The following is a 16,856-nucleotide window of genomic DNA, read 5'->3' as shown; positions in this document are numbered from 1 at the left end:
GTGTATTGTAAATTAAATTCGGCTAAAAGACTAAAATATAATCACTCACAGTATAACAAACTAACTTTATAATAGTTGAAATCAGAAAATTCAGTTCTTTGACAATTGAAAAGGGAGATGTTGAAATGCAAGTTTCGCGATACTTTCGACCACTATTGATCTTAGCAAGTATCATGCTAATGATTACGAGTTTTTTATTTCCATTAGGAAAAGCAAGTGCTGAAGTTATTAACCGTGAAAAGTATCAATTGGATTGGAGTTATTCAGCGCAATATGGAAAAGACATTCGTACAGAACTTTTAAAAAATGCAAGCGGTCAAATTGCTTATTGTTTAACATATGGCTTACATTCACCTAATGGGCAGGATTTACCTGAAAAGGGGAAAACCGATGATATCGTTTATCGTGTCTTACTAAATGGATATCCTCAAAAAAGCCCAGAACAATTAGGAGTTTCAAATTGGCAAGAAGCGCATTATAGCACACAATTAGCAATTTGGAATGCGTTGGGTCAATTATCAATATCAGAATTAAAGCATCATAATGCTAATGTAGAGAAAGCGGCAAAAGCAATTATCTACGCAGCGGATCACAGTCAAGATACACAAGATATTACGATGAATGTAATTCCGGCAGAACAACAAAAAGCTACATTAAAAGGAGATTTCTTTGAAACTAACTTATATGTAGTTGAAAGTAATGCGAAAAACGGCTCATTTAAAGTTCAAACAAACAATGCGCCTTCAGGCGTCAAAATCGTTAACGAAAATGGAGAAGCTAAAGATCAGTTTGGTTTAGGGGAAAAGTTTCGCATCTTGATTCCAAAAAATACTAAAACTGGTGAATTTAGTTTAAAGGTTGCTTCTAATTTAAATAAGTTACAAGCAATCGCATATAAAGGTACAGAAACAATTCAAGATGCAACGGTTCTATTAGAACGAAATGAAGAAAAAGTAAGTGCTGATTTAGCTGTTAATTGGGAAGCTTTAGGCTCTTTACAAGTGAAAAAAGTAGGAGACAACAATGAAGCTTTAAAAGGTGCTGTATTTGAAGTTTTCAATGCAAATAATGAATCTGTAGGAACAATTACAACTGGCGAGAACGGAACAGCGGCATTATCTAATCTTGCAATTGGTACTTATACTGTGAAAGAAGTAAAAGCACCAGAGGGTCATGTGTTAAATCCGAATCCTCAAACTATAGAAATTAAAACAGGTGAAACAGCAACAATTCAATTAAAAAACGAAACTGTAAAAGGAAACATCGAAATAAAGAAAGTGAGCGATAGTGGAAAAGTTCTTACAGGTGTTGAATTTACAGTATTTAAAGAAGATGGTAAGGCAGTTGCAAAAGTAGTAACTGATAAAAACGGAATTGCTAAAGTGAGTGGCCTTACGTATGGAAAGTATTATTTCCAAGAAAGTAAGGGATTAGATGGTTATTTACTAAATAAAACAAAATATCCATTCGAAATTAAAGAGCATAATAAAACACTTACTTTTGAAGTGCAGAATCAGCAAGTGAAAGGAAATGTACAGCTTTTAAAAGTAGACCAGGATGGTGAAAAGAAACTTGAAGGTGCCGTATTTATCCTTGCAGATGAAAAAGGAAAACAAATCAGTGAACATAAAACGGATAAAAACGGTTTAATCAAAATTGATAACCTAACATTTGGAAAGTATCAGTTCATCGAAAAAGCTTCTCCAAATGGTTATATTCTTGTAAAAGAGCCAATTCCTTTTAGCATCACAGAGAATGGAAAGACAATTGAGTTAGTCGCAAAAAACAATCAAATTAAAGGGTCGTTGGAAATCACAAAAGTGGATGTTGCGGACGGAAATAATAAGCTTCCAAATGCAGAGTTCACAATTTATAACGAGCAAGGTCAAGAAGTTGTAAAAGGTAAAACAAATGAAGAAGGAATTGCGAAATTCGAAAAATTACCTTATGGAAAATATACGTACAAGGAAACACTTGCACCAGAAGGCTACTTGATTAATGAAGAAACATTCTCTTTTGAAATTAAAGAAGACGGCCAGATCATTAAACATGTTGTAGAAGACAAAAAAATCGAAGGCATCTTGGAAATCACAAAAGTGGATGTTGCGGACGGAAATAATAAGCTTCCAAATGCAGAGTTCACAATTTATAACGAGCAAGGTCAAGAAGTTGTAAAAGGTAAAACGAATGAAGAAGGAATTGCGAAATTCGAAAAATTACCTTACGGAAAATATACGTACAAGGAAACATTTGCACCAGAAGGCTACTTGATTAATGAAGAAACATTCTCTTTTGAAATCAAGGAAGATGGAGAAATCATTAAACACACTGTACAAGATAAAAAGAAAGAAGTTCCACCAACACCAGAAACACCACAGCCAGAACAACCTACAAAACCACAACCAGAGAAACCACAACCAGAGCAGGTTATCGAAAAGCCTGTGCCGACACCAGAAAAACCACAACAAATTGAAAAACAACCAGAACAACCAAAAGAACAACCGAAAAGAGCAACAGAAACACTTCCAACAACAGGTGGTAAACAAGAAAATCCAATATATGTGTGGATTGGAGTTGCGTGTATTGTTCTTGCAGGAGCGTTTTATGCACTGAGATTACGCAAAAAACATAACTAATTGAATTATCAGAAGCATAGACGACTAGAAAACTAGACCTTATAAATTATGGGAAGAGCGTAAAACGACTCTTCCCATCTAATCAAAGGGAGGAAATCAAATGAAATTATTTAAGCGTTTTAAACATTCCAAAAAGCAAGTTGCGTTCTGGGTGGCAATGTTTGCGTTATTAGTTCCGAGTGCAGCATCAGCAGAAGGAGCAATTGATCCACAAGCTGTTATTTCTAAGGTACTGACAGCGATTATTGGGGTCGGGGTCGGGATTGCTACAGCTTATTGTATAGCAAATGCTTTGTTCCTAATTATTAGCTATATGTCCAAAAAAGAATCACATGATCGTGCTGAATTAAAAGGGAAATTACAATATCTAGTTATCCTAGAAGGATTAGCTTTAACGATTGGCGGTATTATTTACTGGATTAAAGGCTTACTTGGATACTAATGTGGTGAGTTTCTATGAATGACTATAATTTAGAAGCCGCTATCAAACGAGTTTTAGGGAAAATTTTATTAGGGGATGAATCACGAAAAGGAAAAGAATTTTACATTCCAATGTTTATCGATTCAAAAACGCAAATGTGGGGCATGTATGTGACAGATTTGCGTTTCTTCTTACCTAGTATCTTGTTAGGAATATTACTTTTTTTTCTTGGAGCACCATGGTGGATACAGCTTCCTATAGATTTTATACTTCCTGTGCTTACCTTGGCTTTAGTTGTAATAAGGCCCATAAGACGAGATATACCGGCTTATGAACATATTAGATGGTATTTCAACTTTAGAAAAAGACAAAAGCGTTTTTATTATAGGAAGAAGGTGAAGTGAAGTGCTAAAGTTCATACAGAACTTTTTGGTGAATCGTCAAAAAGATAAAGAGAAAGAAAAGGAATTGAGCGCACAAGAATCACTTGCAGTAGAAGACATTCGAGATAATGTAATCATCACTAAGCATAAGAAACTTGTAATGGTATTTTGGGTAAGTGCTATTAACTTAGATTTAATGTCCATTGATGAACAAGCGTACGTATTTGAATCATTCGAAAATTTCCTCGCAGCACAAGAAGAAGACCTACAATTTGAAAATATCGCCCAACCTGTTAATTTACGAAATTATACTCACTTTTTGGTCGGAAAACATGAAAGTGAACCTAACCAGTTTAAAAAACGTTTACAAGCAAGTTACGCTCAATTCGCAAATGAGCAACAAGTTGTTAAAGATGTTGTTAAAAAAGAACATTATGTAATCATCGATCAAAAAATAGAAGGAGACGACGATATCTCATATCAAGAAGCCTTGCAAGAACTTCGTCAGCGAGGAAAAGAGATGCAAGATCAAATCATTTCAATGCTAGGTCAAGATATGAATCTAGAATGTCACATGCTCTCTAATGGTCAATTACTTGCGTTGTTACAAATTTTCTATAACTACATTGATGCTGTACATGATTCTTTACAAGATACTAAAGTTCCTCAAATTATCCGAGGGCAAGTAAAAGGGAAGGAGATGATGCAGGATGGCTATATTGAATCTATTGGATAAGAAAAAGCAGAATAAGCAGACAAAGTCCCAAGAAGTTTTTCAGGAAAAAGAATTAGTGACATTTAAGGATTTACTTGCACCGGATGTTATCGATGAAAAAGAAGAATATATGCAGCTTGGGGGGAACTATTCATTAACAATCGGTATTAAAGATTATCCTAAACATGTTTTTGGAAATTGGATGTCCCAATTAAGAAGATTTAAGGGGAACCTTTCTATCTCGCTTCATGTAGAAAGAAAATCTAGTGAAGATATGGTTAAGCACTTAAACATAGCAATTCCTGAACTGGGTTCTCGTGCAGTAAATGCAGATGAAGTGAAAAAACGTGAATCACAGGCAGAAAAAAAGAATGCTGAACGCCTTTTAGATAAATTAATTGATAGTGATCGAGATGAAGTATTTGCAGTTTATTTGTATCTCCATATACAAGCACAAAGTTTGAAACAGCTTGAAAAACTAAAATCACAAGTCATGAGAGTTGTAAGGAGAGCAAAATTAAAAGGAACTGAAATGCGTCATCGTTCTCATGAAGCATTTCGTTCCACTTTACCTATTAAACAAAATGAAGTACCTGAAGTTACAAGAAGAGATATGGACGCTGAAGCTTTATCTAGTTTTTTCCCATTCGATGACTCTGAAATCTTTATGCAATCTGATACAGCCATTATTAAAGGAATTAATATAACAACAGGTAGTTTGGTTTTAGTGGATCACTTCAAGCTACTTAATCATAATGAATTTATCGCAGGGTTTAGTGGAACAGGAAAAACAACAGCCTTAACATCTGATATACTTCGTCATTGGAGTTTAGGAATTATTAACTACATTATTGACCCAGAGGGTGAATTCACTCCAATTGTAAAGGGTTTAGGTGGTACAGTTATCAAGCTTTCTAATATGTCTAAAACAGTCATTAACCCTTTAGAAATATTAAATGCAGAGATTACAGACAGTGAAGGGTTTGAAGATGAGAGTGAAGTTGAAACATTTATGGCTTCATTGTTGGCCCAGAAGATACAAAGATTGAAATTACTCTTCCGTACAATAAAGAAAGGATTATCCCAAGTAGAAGAAGCGTTATTAGAAAAACTATTGTTAAAAACATACGAGAATTGTCCGGCACATATTACGCATACAACAGACCTTAGAAATCTGAAATCAACAGATTTCCCTACTTTCACAGATATGTTTAAGGAAATAGAAAATCTTTCAGAAGAAGAAGCTCATATACTACGAGATTTCAAATTGATTTTTGAAACATACGTAACTGGTTCAAACTCTAATTTGTTTAATGGACACACAAATGTGGATTTAACAAATGACTTAATTTCATTCGATTTAAAGCATTTAGAAGATGGATCAGATTTAAAGAAAACAGCGATGTATAACGTAATTACATTCCTTTGGGATGAAATTACAAGAGATAAGAAGCGATTAAAACGATTAACAATTGATGAATGTCACGTGGTAGCAGATCCAGACGAACCGCTTTTGATGAAGTTCGTTTATCAAATCTATAAACGGATACGGAAATATAAAGGTGGTGCAACCGTAGCAACACAACAAATTGAAGATTATTTAAGTGCTAACGATGGAAAACGTAACTACGGTGCAGCCATTATTGAAAACTCATATACTAAGTTCATTTTAGGCTTGGAAGAACGTGGATTGCAAGATTTAGTTACAAAAGGTGGTATTCAATTATCATCAAAAGAGTTAGATATTTTGAGAAGAAAAACTCGTGCTAAAGGAATTTACTGTATTGGAACCAAGCGTGTGCATATGGAAGTCGTACAAACGCAAGAAGAAATGAGATTGTTTGATGAAGCGCGATATGAAAAGGTATACGGAAAGAATGCAAAAGTGATTCCGAATTACGATATTCAAGAATTGAAGCGTGGTGTTGGTTAATGGGTGCAGTCACAGTTATTCGCGTAGGTGGATTCCTTGCACGTAATTGGAAAAAACTCGTAGCTGTTATTCTAGGGTTCTTTGGGATTATATTCTTTGTCATTGCTGGTATTGGTGGACAGCAAAGCCCTTCCATCCCCTTTAGTGGGGATGGAAAAGGTGGTAAAGCAAATGTAGCACCTGAAGTTAGAAAATGGGAACCAGTAGTTCGACAATATGCACAAGAATTTGGCGTGGCTGATTATGTTGAATTAATGCTTGCTCAAATGGATGCGGAATCAGGAGGACGAGGGCTAGACCCAATGCAATCATCTGAGGGGCCATTTAACACAAAATATTGTAAAGACATGAATTGTATTACTGATCCTATATACAGTATTTGGGCAGGTGTTCAAGAATTTAGAGCAGCCTTAATTAAGGCGAAAGGTGATGCTAAATTAGCCCTTCAGGGCTATAATTTCGGGTCGGATTTTATAGATTATATTTTTGGGAAAGGCGGTGTATATAGCCAAGATTTAGCCATTGAGTACTCCAGAAGTAAAAGTTCAGGGATATATAGTTGTCAAGGAAGAGATCCGAATAATTACCGTACTAAGGTTGGAGCCTGTTATGGCGATTTTCGCTATGTTGAAAAAATTCTATCTAAAATGACACCTGATCCCGCGAATCAGGGGAATGTTGTTCTTGGAGGGGCAGGCGGCCAAATATTTGATGCAAACCAAGTGTATGGTAGCATGGCACAGTTCTTAGGTCAGGCGTACGTTTGGGGTGGAGCAACTCCACCAGGTTTTGATTGTAGCGGATTAATGCAGTGGAACTTTAGGCAAGTTGGAATTAAACTTCCAAGGACGGCTGAAGAGCAATATTATGCTACAGCTCGTGTAAGTCCAGAACAACTGTTACCGGGGGATTTAGTCTTCTTTTCCGGAACTTATGTTGGAAAGACCGTAACACACGTTGGTATGTATATAGGTAATGGGAAGATGATTAATTCAAATGATTCAGGCGTGAAAATTGATGATGTATTTTCAGCATATTGGGCAAAGCATTATTACGGTGGAGGACGGATTACACAATAGGAATATAAAAGGATAGAAGGGAGGTTTCATATGAATCTATATAAAAATAACCATAAAAAAATATATTTTTATAAAATGATCAAAAACCTTTGCATACTTTTAGTTTTATATACTCTAGCCATAATCGATTATCCCTCACCTTTTAGAGAAAATATCTTTTTTAATATCTTACTAATACTACTCCTTATCAATAGTATAATTTTTTTCATCAATTTTTTAAAAAATGCTTATCGGCATGCAATAGAGATTTCTAGAGAGTAGATAAGAAAAGAAGGGAGATTCGTATGAATATATTTAAAAACATCTTAATTGTTGTCTTGCTTATTGCAACTGGTGTACTAAGCTATACAAACTTTAAAGCTTCAACTCAATTGGAACAAGCGAACAAAGAAGTCTCTAAATTAAACAATATGGTAGAAAAGAAAAGAATTAATGATACTTCTCTTAGTAATGTGAATGAAGGGCAAGCAACGCTAGATGGTTTTGTAACAGCAGCCTTTGAATATTCGTCAATAAAAGATGATCGTTATGAACGTGCAAAAGAATTTGGAACTGAGAATGGTATTAAATCAATGAATCCTTCCAGTACAAAAGAAGGGTTTCCGACTTTACCAAAAAACATTTTATATGAGTCTAAAGTGAAAGATAAGAAAATTTACTTTACACCAAGCAAAGATGGAGAGACAGGAAATGGATTGATTATATTTGATAACGAAATGAAAATAAATAATCAAAGTTCCTCTTCTAAAATCTTTTTAGAATGTAAACTAGTATATGACAAGAAACAACATAAATATTTAGTTGATGAAACAAATGTTGTTTCCCAATCGTCATCATACAAGGGGGAGTAAAAAATGAAAATTAACAAATCAACACTATTTTTATGGGGAACGGTGGGAATTTTAACTGTAGCAATTGCAATTGTCATGATATTTGGGAAAGAGGAAAAACCATCTAAAGTAACCCAAGTAAACCAAACTACAACTTCACAGCAACAAGCAACTCATCAAGAAAAACCTTCTACACAACAACCACAACAAAAACAACAAGATCCGAACACAAAAGACCTTGAAACGGCAGGTACAAAAACAGATGGAATTTCCAGTAATGAAAATGAGGAAATTGAAAAAGCAAAAAAAATTACATTAGACTTTTTTCACTTATTCAATGAGAAAAATTTAACGGGCCAAGAAGCTGAAAAACAGCACAATAGTTTACATGAAAAAATTAAGGAATTGTATTCTAAAGAAGCTCTAAAACAGTATTCACCGCAAGATATCGCTAAGTATTATGAAAATCTTAAAATATATTCTTTTGTCGGAAATGGCGAAAACTCAATGTTAGATTTAAAACTTAAAGATATCCAAATTCAAAAAGTAGTATTTAGCAAAGAAAACAACGCCTATGTAATTGGAATTCAAATAACAACAAAACAAAATGAAATGGTATTTTCTGTTGGATTACAAAAAGAGGATGGTTCATTGAAATTTATGCATGTACCAGATGCAAAGGTTGTGCAAATTAGATAAGGAGGATGATAAGTATGCCGAATCCAAAGGATATCTTTGACAAGGTAACTGACGCGACAACAGGTATAGTAGACAAAGCAAAAGAGGTAGGCGGTGCAGTAGTTGATACAGCGGGTAATGTAGCTAATGCAGTTTTACATCCTGTCGATACAGCCACAAATGCAGTAGTAGGGGCAGCAACTAAAAGCTTTACTGAACTGTTGACAGATATTACAAAAGGGGCTGGGGAATCAGTTTTAAAGTGGATTAATTGGTTTTTACTAGATCCACAGACTTATCAAAATCCCACTGTAGATACTGTGGTAGGATTCTTTAAATGGCTGGCAGTATTTTTAGCAATAGCGTTTATGATATTTCATATCCTTCAAGGGATGATTCTGGTAAATGTAACAGGTGATCGAACATATGTGAAAGAAAAGATGGCATCACTTATTCAAGCGATGGTATTAATAGCAGTTCTTCCATGGGTTATTGAAAAATTATTACAGCTGTGCGAAGGAATTTGTAAATACTTCACAAATAAAGGTATCGATTTTGAGAATAGCGCAATAGGGAAGTGGTTAACAACAGGTTCACCAGATTCAGAATTAGCCAAAATAATGGGATTGAATCCGCAAAGTGCAGTTGCATTTATCGCAATATTCTCACTAGCATTTGTTATTTTATTCCTTGTAATTGCATTTCAAGCTTTAAAACGTATGGGAGAGTTCACATTCTTAGTAGCAACTTCTCCGATTGCAGCAATTAGTTTAGTAAACAATGAAATGAATGCATTTCCGGTATGGTGGCGCGAAATGCTTGCAGTGGTATTTACACAAGTAATACAGGTCGTACTTCTTTATTTGATTGTAAATTGTTTTGCCACATTAAAACTTCAGTTTATAGCACTTGGAATGGGATTATGTTTAGTACTGATTTCAGGGCCAACATATTTGAGACAATTTTTATATAGCACAGGTTCAGGGAAAGCAATGATTGGTGCAGCCGGATCGATGGGGAAAGTTGCAATGGCGAAATTCATTTTAAAAGGGGGACGTTAAAATGGCTAAATCACAAATGTTTTTAGAGGGAACAATCGAATTTGAGGGAAGAGATGCGACGTACCGTATCCCTTCTCTCATGACAAAAGTTGAACAAGTAGCTGAACTCGCTCATATAAAGACAGAAAAGCCTTTATTTTTCCATTGTAAAGAAATCGAAATGGATAATCAATACATTACATTCAAATATCATGTTGATGAAGGATTCGTACCATTTGTACGTACAAAGAAACTAGGTGCATTACCAAAACTTGCTTTAGTAGAACAATTGTTAGAGATTCAGGGTTTAGAAAATAGTGAGTTTATTACTTTCGTAACACCAGAAAATTTATATGTTGCATCATCACAAGAAATTAAATTTCTATATCAAGGGATTTCTGGTTTAATGAATCCAATGCATGAACAACATTTGTATCTATATCATACGAAGTGTTTGATTGCATATCTGTATACAAAATATTCATTCCAACAAATAAAACAACAAGGATTTGGTAAAGTGCTTGAAGAAGCTTCAGATTTCCTTAGGAGCGTATTAGAAGCCAAATCATACAATGACATTCAAATTGCTGTTACACGAGAACGTGAAAGGTTACAAGAGTCTTATGTAGCGAAAATTGAAAAGAAGGGTTCGGAAAACTCATTACAAAAGAAATGGATGACAATCGGGGCGACATCCTTATGTGCAGTAGGAATCTTTTTTGGAAGTTTTCAATTAGGGTCAATGCTTCAAAAACCACATGTTGCTAAGGCAGAACAGCAGCTAGATCAGACGGAGCACTTGTTAACAATGTATAGATATCAATACAAGCAAGATTATAAAAAGATGATTCAAACGGCTTCAAAAATTAAAGATATGAGTAAAGAAGAAAAAGAATTGTTGTATCAAGCATATATGGGAACAAAAGATTATAAAAAAGCGATTGAACTAACTTCAGTTTCAAGAGTGCTTGAAGCATTCATTAAAAATAAAGATACTGAAGCAATTGCACAATTAGATTCTAAGGATGCAACGGTACAGTTCGAACAAGCAAATTTGAAAAAAGATATGAATCGTGTTTTGGAATTGGAAAAAGATGTGAAGATGGATAACCGCAGATTAGGAATTGTTGCATATGCTCATTTTGTAAAAGATGATTTCGGAAAGGCATTTGAGGTTGGGAAACAAGCGAAGAATAAAGATGTAATGATTGCTGTGAAAAATAAAGATATTGAAAAAATTAATAATGATCCTGGGAAGTCACCAGAACAGAAAGGGGCAGAAGTTGCACCGATTCAAGCTGATATTGAAAAGATTAAGAAAGGAGAAATCTAATGGCTAGACATTTTGTTGTAATCCTTTTAATTGGTTTTCTTTTATTGCTAGTGGATTCATGCTTGGCTGTAATATTTGCTCTTGTTCCTACTACAATTCATGATCCACAAAATTGGCTCACACATTTAACAGAATTGATACAAGACCCTATTAATTTAGTACAAATAGCATGGAAACAGATGCCCTTTAAGGCTGCACAAGGATTTGTTCTTTTATTAGGAATTTATATTCTCTTTAAGGCTAGAAGCGAAGATGACAGTGAATACAAGATATCAAAAAATAAGTCATTGGGTTCCGCAAAGTGGGCTACACCTCGCCAGATATTTAATGTGAGATATTTTTCCAAGAAGATGAAAAAGACAATATTTATGGATGACTTGAATCGTTCCTTTGAATTGAAAAAACAAGTAGATAAGCATAAAGAGTTGGTTCAACAAGGGGAAATTGAACCAGATATGAATATTGTTAAAAAGATAAAAAATAAATCTTTAGAATTTCAAGAAACTGAAAAGTTTTTGGTTAAACGTATTCAAGAGGAAGCATTAGAAGTTTCTGAGGAGGAAAGAGAAGGTTTTTTAAACAGACAATTTAAGAATTTACCGAAAAGGTATTTGTACTATCAAAAAAATGGGGGAACAAACCGAATACCTTTACATGATGTAGATGAGGAAACACTGGAGTCTTATATTCCTCTGTCTCCAGAATATGTTCGGGAATATTCCAATATGGTTTTTGAAGAATTTACAGATAGAATGGGGAATGTTATTACACATTTTGAAGGTTCTCCTGTTATTCAACATCGTGATAGCAAACTGGGAAATTCGAATGTATTCGTTATAGGTGGTTCCGGATCATATAAGACTCAAAGTATTGTATACACAAATGTTATTCACGAAACACAAGCAAGTATTTTTGTTTCAGATGTAAAAGGAGAAGTTTTTGAAAATACATCTGTGATTAAAGAAAAGCAGGGGTTTGTAGTAAAAGTTATTAACTTTATAGATATGTTTCTTTCAAATTGTTATAACCCATTGGATTATGTACGAAAAGAAACAGATGCAACGGTAGTTGCCAATAAGATAGTTGAAAGTAGAACTGGCGAAAATAATAACGATAAAGGGAGTATTTGGCACCTTTCGCAAGTGGCCTTGCTAAAAGCATTAATTTTATATGTTGTAAACGATTTACACCCATTAAAAAGAAATATGGAAGGAGTTATAGATGTCTTAAGAAATTTTGATTCTAGGATAGCGGAAGGAGAAGATGAAGCTGAGTTAGATCGTTTATTTTTATCTCTTCCGTATGACCATCCGGCTAGAGTTTCTTATGAAATGGGGTATAAAAAATCTGAAGATAAAGTTCGTTCCGGTATCATTATTACACTTTTGACAACTCTTGCAGACTTTACAAGTGAAACAGTTCGCAGATTTACAAGAAGAAGTGATTTCTTTTTGGGGGATTTAGGAAGAAAGAAAATGATTGTATATCTAATTCTTGACCCATTAGATAGTACTTGGACTGGTCTGATAAACTTGTTTATCTCACAATTACATTCAGAATTGTTTCGTGTGGGAGATGAAAATGGCTCAAAATTATATATTCCTCTTAAAGAGATACTTGATGAAGTGGCCAATTTAGGGAAATTACCTAAGTTCGTAAATTATTTAAGCTTGTGTCGTGGATATGGTATTTCAGCTATACCAATTGTACAGAATTTATCACAATTTGAAGACTTATATGGAAAAAATGGATTGCACTCTATTTTAGGAGTCTGTTCTACAAAAGTGATATTGAAAGCAGCAGAATATGAAACGGCAGACTATATTTCAAAAACATTAGGAGAAGCAACCGTTGAAAATGAGTCTAGGTCAACAAATACAGGTAATCATGGTACAACGAGCAGTGTATCTGTTCAAAATGTAAAACGAAGATTAATTGATCCGAATGAAATTAAAGGATTAGAAGAAAATCAAGTCTTGGTAAGTACTGATAATACTCCTCCTTTTAAGGGAACAAAAACATTCCAATTTGAGCTTTATAAAGATAAAGAGGGAGAAATTATTAAAGGGAAACGTTATTTCAGAAAACGCGAATTATTCCCAATCAAGCAAGATTTTGAATCAAAAGCAACCTTAGAAGCTAAAATACGTGAATTTGAAGAACTACAGGCTAAAAAAGAAGCTGATTTGCAACATGAAGATGGGAAAGTAATAAAGGAAGGAAAACCACGAGAAGTTGAAAGTGAAAAGAAAATTACAAAAGAACAACAACAATTAGCAGTGGTTGAAAAGGCTCGTACATTGATTCCTAAAATGGCAAAAGAGCTTGAAAAAGCTGAAAATAAAAAATCAAAATTAAGTGATATAGAGGTTTCTGAAGCAGAAGAAAAAGAAATGGTTCGGATTTCTCCAGAAGAGAAAAAACAGGTTGAAATAAAAGAAATCAAAGCATCGATGGGTAACAAATTAGATGACATTTTGAAAAAAGCAGCCGCAACTTCTACTATAGAAGCAGTCAAAAATGATTCTGAAGCTGAAGAATATGATGATGATCTTGAGGAAATTACAGAATTTGAAGAAGAAATGAATGCTTTGACTTTCGGGGATTAATGGGGGGGCGGAGTGTGAAATGAATAATATACTATTTGCTTTATACATGTTCCTGATTGCTTTAGCAATCAATGTAACTTGGATATTGAGTCTTAAAATCCGTGATTCAATCAAGTTATATAGAAATAGAGATGTTAGTAAGAAAAAGGATTACGTCAAAATTAAATAAAACCCTACTTATTATTTCTTTGTAGGGTTCCCATATTTCTTTAGTAAATCACTAACAGCTTCATCTAATAGCTTTGACTTATTAATTCGAGTATCTTTAGCTAAATTATCTAGATCATACCATAATTTTGTCTCAATAGCATTAGAAAGGGTTTTACGGTTTTTAAGCCCTCTGTTTTCCATCATAATCACCTCTTTAGTGTAATTATATAAATTAAATTAACTGCTTTCAACTACTTGTAACTACATGTAGTTAGGTGTATAATGATTTCAAGGTAATACATGGAAATCGAATCAATACAAAATGAAGGGTAGTGTAATAGATGATGAACGCAAGTTGTGCTTATTGTGGTACAGAAGTAAAAATTGACACAAACGGTATTGTGGAAGAAACATGTACATTCTGTGGGGCGAAAATGAGAAGTTCACATTCAGGGATTTTACAGCTTTGTCAAAATGAACAACGTTTTGAATTTTATAAGATGCAACAAAATGTTTTTCTTGAACAGGCAAATGAGCCTGTAGAGGTGCTGAAACAATTACACACATTTGATTTGTATCTCTTATTAAAAGAAGTCAGAGAAGCACGCAGCCAAACGTATTACGGTTTACAGTTACTCAACAAAGCATCTAAAGAAGAATGTACCTTACAAGAAACAGCAGATGAAACGGGTGAAGAATATGAGTATTACACCAGAAAAGCGTGGGTGATAGAAAATATTCTGTTAGAACGACAAGGATTCTTTCCAGAAAAAATAACCGCTCGTGTTTTGGAGTACATGGGAGAGCAAATCCGAAAATCGAAGAAAAAGGGTATGAGGATATCAAAGGGACAACGCCCACAAAGGAAAGAAATTTGTTAGTAAGGAGGAGAGGATACGGTGGAAATCATTTATAAGAATCCTTTTAAGGAAAGTTTTTATATGAATTCCTACGATATTTTTTTGGAAGAGAAACCAGTTTCTTTGGTGTACTGTAAAGAATGTAAGGAATTTTCACCTGCCTACATTCGAATATTTCAAGAGAAATACAAGTACTATTGCTCGATTTGCAAAAAAAGAACAACTCAGAAATATGAGCGAGCGACCTATATCAGTCCTATTTACACAAAGGTGTTTGATAATACACATAAGATTACATATAGTTGTGCGTTTTATCATCACATTTTGAAATTTGATTTTGGGAAAATGAAAATGAGAAAAATCTCGGCAGTATATCGATACAATATTACTCATAATAAGCAAACGAAACAAACCTATTTGATTCGCAAAAGTCAGAACCCCAAGAAGAATCGGATTGCGAATATCACATTTGGAGCATGTTCATTTACATGGAAACTGCTTGCAGAGCATTTACAGTATATAGAACAAACGGAAGCTTATCGGTCCTTGTTGCAGACGATCTTTCCAACATGGTTTTCAGAATACTCCAAGCTCAGCGTGATGCATTTTCCCATTCTGTTACGATATCCGCAATTAATGTTGTTACCATTAGAATTCACGGAATATTCAATCTTTAGATTTCAGGTAAGAGATAACAAATATAAGAGAGAGCAGTTAGCCCAGTTGCCATATAAGCAATCAGAACTTGTAGAATGGTTATTCGATAAGAAAGTATCAAAGAAAGAACGAAACCTTTTATTTGAAAATCCCTGTGTATGGGTGCTGTACAAACATATTGTCCATCTCATTGAGAATGTGGATGTAAAACAATATATGCTAGAAAACTTAGCAAGAATCCCTGAAGCAATCAATTCTTACAATCTGCCGATTGAAGATTTAATCGGGCAACTGCATCCGAATTATTTACAAGGATTCGAACAGATGAAACAGCATTTCAAAAGTGAAAAAAGGTTTGCAAAAGCAATCATACAACAGGTAAAAAGGAATGATGAAGATTGTGTATTCGACTATATGAGAGATATCGTGCGAATGATGGAAATGTTACAGGAAGAGATGCCGATGTATGAAGTACCAAAATTGTATGATTTAGAAACATTACACAATGTACTGGCGAGTGATCTAAGTAAAGTAGAATACGCATACGAGGAAATACAGTACGAAAAGGAAGAAAAGCTGAAATTGGAAACAGAAACAAGTGAATATCGTTTTCTATTAGCAACCAGCAACCATCATTTAATAGAAGTGGGAACAAAATTAAACATATGTGTCGGTTCGTATGCACGAGAAGCAATCCATAAGGATGTATACATTGTGGTAATGGAAGAGAAAGCACAAGAGAAAGTCACACATTGCTTAGAATTTCGTTGTAACGGAAGGGGACGGTGGTCTTTGGTGCAAGCGAAGGGAAAATATAATGATGTTCCATCAGAAGAAATCAGCCGTATTCTGATTGATTATTGTACAGAAAGAAATATACGGATTGCAACGCATGATATTGATTTTGAAACGGTTTTAGAATTAACAAGTTAATCACAAATAGAAAGTGAAAGGATGAAAATAGTATGATTGCAATTTTATGTGAAAAAGCGGATCAAGGAAGAGCATATGGCGCTTGTTATGAGCATGAGGATAAAAACACACATATTGAAATTTACCCATGCGAAACTTTTCCTGAAGGGGCTGTAATTGTTTGGGCAAGTGGTCATTTATGTGAATTGAAATCACCAGAAATGTATCACGAAGCATGGGCGAAATGGAATTTAGAAACGCTACCTATGATTCCAGAACGATTTGAACATAAAGTAGTTGAAAAGAAAGCGTCTTATTTTAATGTAGCTAAAGAAAAATTAAAGTCAGCAGATGAAATTATCATCGCAACGGATTCAGGGGATGAGGGAGAGTTAATTGCTCGATTAATTATTAAAATGGCAGGAGTCAATAAGAAACCGATGAAGCGGTTCTGGTGTTCTTCAATGGCACAAGATGCAATTAGGGAAGCATTTGAAAATCTAAGGGATGCAAAGGAAACAGAATGTTATTATTATGCCGCACAAGCTCGTTCATATAGCGACTGGTTGGTGGGGCTGAATACATCTAGGGCCTATTCGATCCTTTTTAGAGAGAAATTT

General features: G+C 34.4%; 15 protein-coding genes. 14 read left to right on the top strand and 1 reads right to left on the bottom strand.

All coding sequences use genetic code 11. The features are described 5' to 3' along the window. Positions 1 to 125: 125 nt before the first annotated feature. From QCI47_RS29820 to QCI47_RS29770, 11 genes are all read left to right on the top strand, one after another. Complete coding sequence (locus tag QCI47_RS29820) at positions 126 to 2,636, top strand: SpaA isopeptide-forming pilin-related protein (protein ID WP_353812056.1); 2,511 nt, start codon at positions 126 to 128, stop codon at positions 2,634 to 2,636. 100 nt (positions 2,637 to 2,736) lie between these two features. Then, the gene (locus tag QCI47_RS29815; protein WP_002192128.1) at positions 2,737 to 3,078 is read left to right on the top strand and encodes a TrbC/VirB2 family protein; all 342 of its coding nucleotides are present in this window, start codon (positions 2,737 to 2,739) and stop codon (positions 3,076 to 3,078) included. A 14-nt stretch (positions 3,079 to 3,092) separates the two neighbouring features. Next, complete coding sequence (locus QCI47_RS29810; RefSeq protein WP_002170075.1) at positions 3,093 to 3,461, top strand: hypothetical protein; 369 nt, start codon at positions 3,093 to 3,095, stop codon at positions 3,459 to 3,461. Between the two features lie 28 nt (positions 3,462 to 3,489). Continuing rightward, the gene (locus tag QCI47_RS29805; RefSeq protein ID WP_327990216.1) at positions 3,490 to 4,176 is read left to right on the top strand and encodes a hypothetical protein; all 687 of its coding nucleotides are present in this window, start codon (positions 3,490 to 3,492) and stop codon (positions 4,174 to 4,176) included. Continuing rightward, positions 4,151 to 6,088 (top strand): VirB4 family type IV secretion system protein, encoded by a 1,938-nt coding sequence (locus QCI47_RS29800; RefSeq protein ID WP_069356829.1) that lies wholly within the window; start codon positions 4,151 to 4,153, stop codon positions 6,086 to 6,088. The genes QCI47_RS29805 and QCI47_RS29800 overlap by 26 nt, the downstream gene beginning before the upstream one ends. After that, the gene (locus QCI47_RS29795) at positions 6,088 to 7,167 is read left to right on the top strand and encodes a bifunctional lytic transglycosylase/C40 family peptidase (RefSeq protein ID WP_353812055.1); all 1,080 of its coding nucleotides are present in this window, start codon (positions 6,088 to 6,090) and stop codon (positions 7,165 to 7,167) included. Before QCI47_RS29800 ends, QCI47_RS29795 begins: the two co-directional genes overlap by 1 nt. 284 nt (positions 7,168 to 7,451) lie before the next feature. Then, complete coding sequence (locus tag QCI47_RS29790; RefSeq protein WP_353812054.1) at positions 7,452 to 8,018, top strand: hypothetical protein; 567 nt, start codon at positions 7,452 to 7,454, stop codon at positions 8,016 to 8,018. 3 nt (positions 8,019 to 8,021) lie between these two features. Next, positions 8,022 to 8,696, top strand: a complete 675-nt coding sequence (locus QCI47_RS29785; protein WP_353812053.1) for a hypothetical protein — start codon at positions 8,022 to 8,024, stop codon at positions 8,694 to 8,696. A 14-nt stretch (positions 8,697 to 8,710) separates the two neighbouring features. Next, a complete protein-coding gene (locus tag QCI47_RS29780; RefSeq protein WP_353812052.1) occupies positions 8,711 to 9,736 on the top strand; it encodes a conjugal transfer protein TrbL family protein in 1,026 nt (341 codons plus the stop codon). Position 9,737: 1 nt separating this feature from the next. Continuing rightward, positions 9,738 to 11,048, top strand: a complete 1,311-nt coding sequence (locus tag QCI47_RS29775) for a type VII secretion protein EssB/YukC (protein WP_353812051.1) — start codon at positions 9,738 to 9,740, stop codon at positions 11,046 to 11,048. Then, positions 11,048 to 13,657: a VirD4-like conjugal transfer protein, CD1115 family gene (locus tag QCI47_RS29770; protein ID WP_353812050.1), complete on the top strand. Its 2,610-nt coding sequence runs from the start codon at positions 11,048 to 11,050 to the stop codon at positions 13,655 to 13,657. The genes QCI47_RS29775 and QCI47_RS29770 overlap by 1 nt, the downstream gene beginning before the upstream one ends. Before the next feature lie 180 nt (positions 13,658 to 13,837). On the opposite strand, the gene QCI47_RS29765 is transcribed toward QCI47_RS29770, so the two are convergent. Further along, positions 13,838 to 14,011, bottom strand: coding sequence for a ribbon-helix-helix domain-containing protein (locus QCI47_RS29765; RefSeq protein ID WP_353812049.1), 174 nt, complete (start codon positions 14,009 to 14,011; stop codon positions 13,838 to 13,840). A 137-nt stretch (positions 14,012 to 14,148) separates the two neighbouring features. Here QCI47_RS29765 and QCI47_RS29760 point away from each other — a divergent pair, with 137 nt between their 5' ends. The 3 genes from QCI47_RS29760 to QCI47_RS29750 form a co-directional block, all read left to right on the top strand. Beyond that, positions 14,149 to 14,688: a hypothetical protein gene (locus QCI47_RS29760; RefSeq protein ID WP_353812048.1), complete on the top strand. Its 540-nt coding sequence runs from the start codon at positions 14,149 to 14,151 to the stop codon at positions 14,686 to 14,688. 249 nt (positions 14,689 to 14,937) lie between these two features. Further along, positions 14,938 to 16,257: a PcfJ domain-containing protein gene (locus QCI47_RS29755; RefSeq protein WP_353812047.1), complete on the top strand. Its 1,320-nt coding sequence runs from the start codon at positions 14,938 to 14,940 to the stop codon at positions 16,255 to 16,257. Positions 16,258 to 16,289: 32 nt separating this feature from the next. Continuing rightward, a partial coding sequence (locus tag QCI47_RS29750; protein ID WP_353812046.1) for a toprim domain-containing protein occupies positions 16,290 to 16,856 on the top strand: 567 nt, incomplete at its 3' end.

The sequence above is a fragment of the Bacillus cereus group sp. RP29 genome (assembly GCF_040459765.1).
GTDB classification, from domain to species: domain Bacteria; phylum Bacillota; class Bacilli; order Bacillales; family Bacillaceae_G; genus Bacillus_A; species Bacillus_A paranthracis.
The sequence above is the reverse complement of the archived record's forward strand: the minus strand, read 5'-3'. Positions and strand labels throughout refer to the sequence as shown.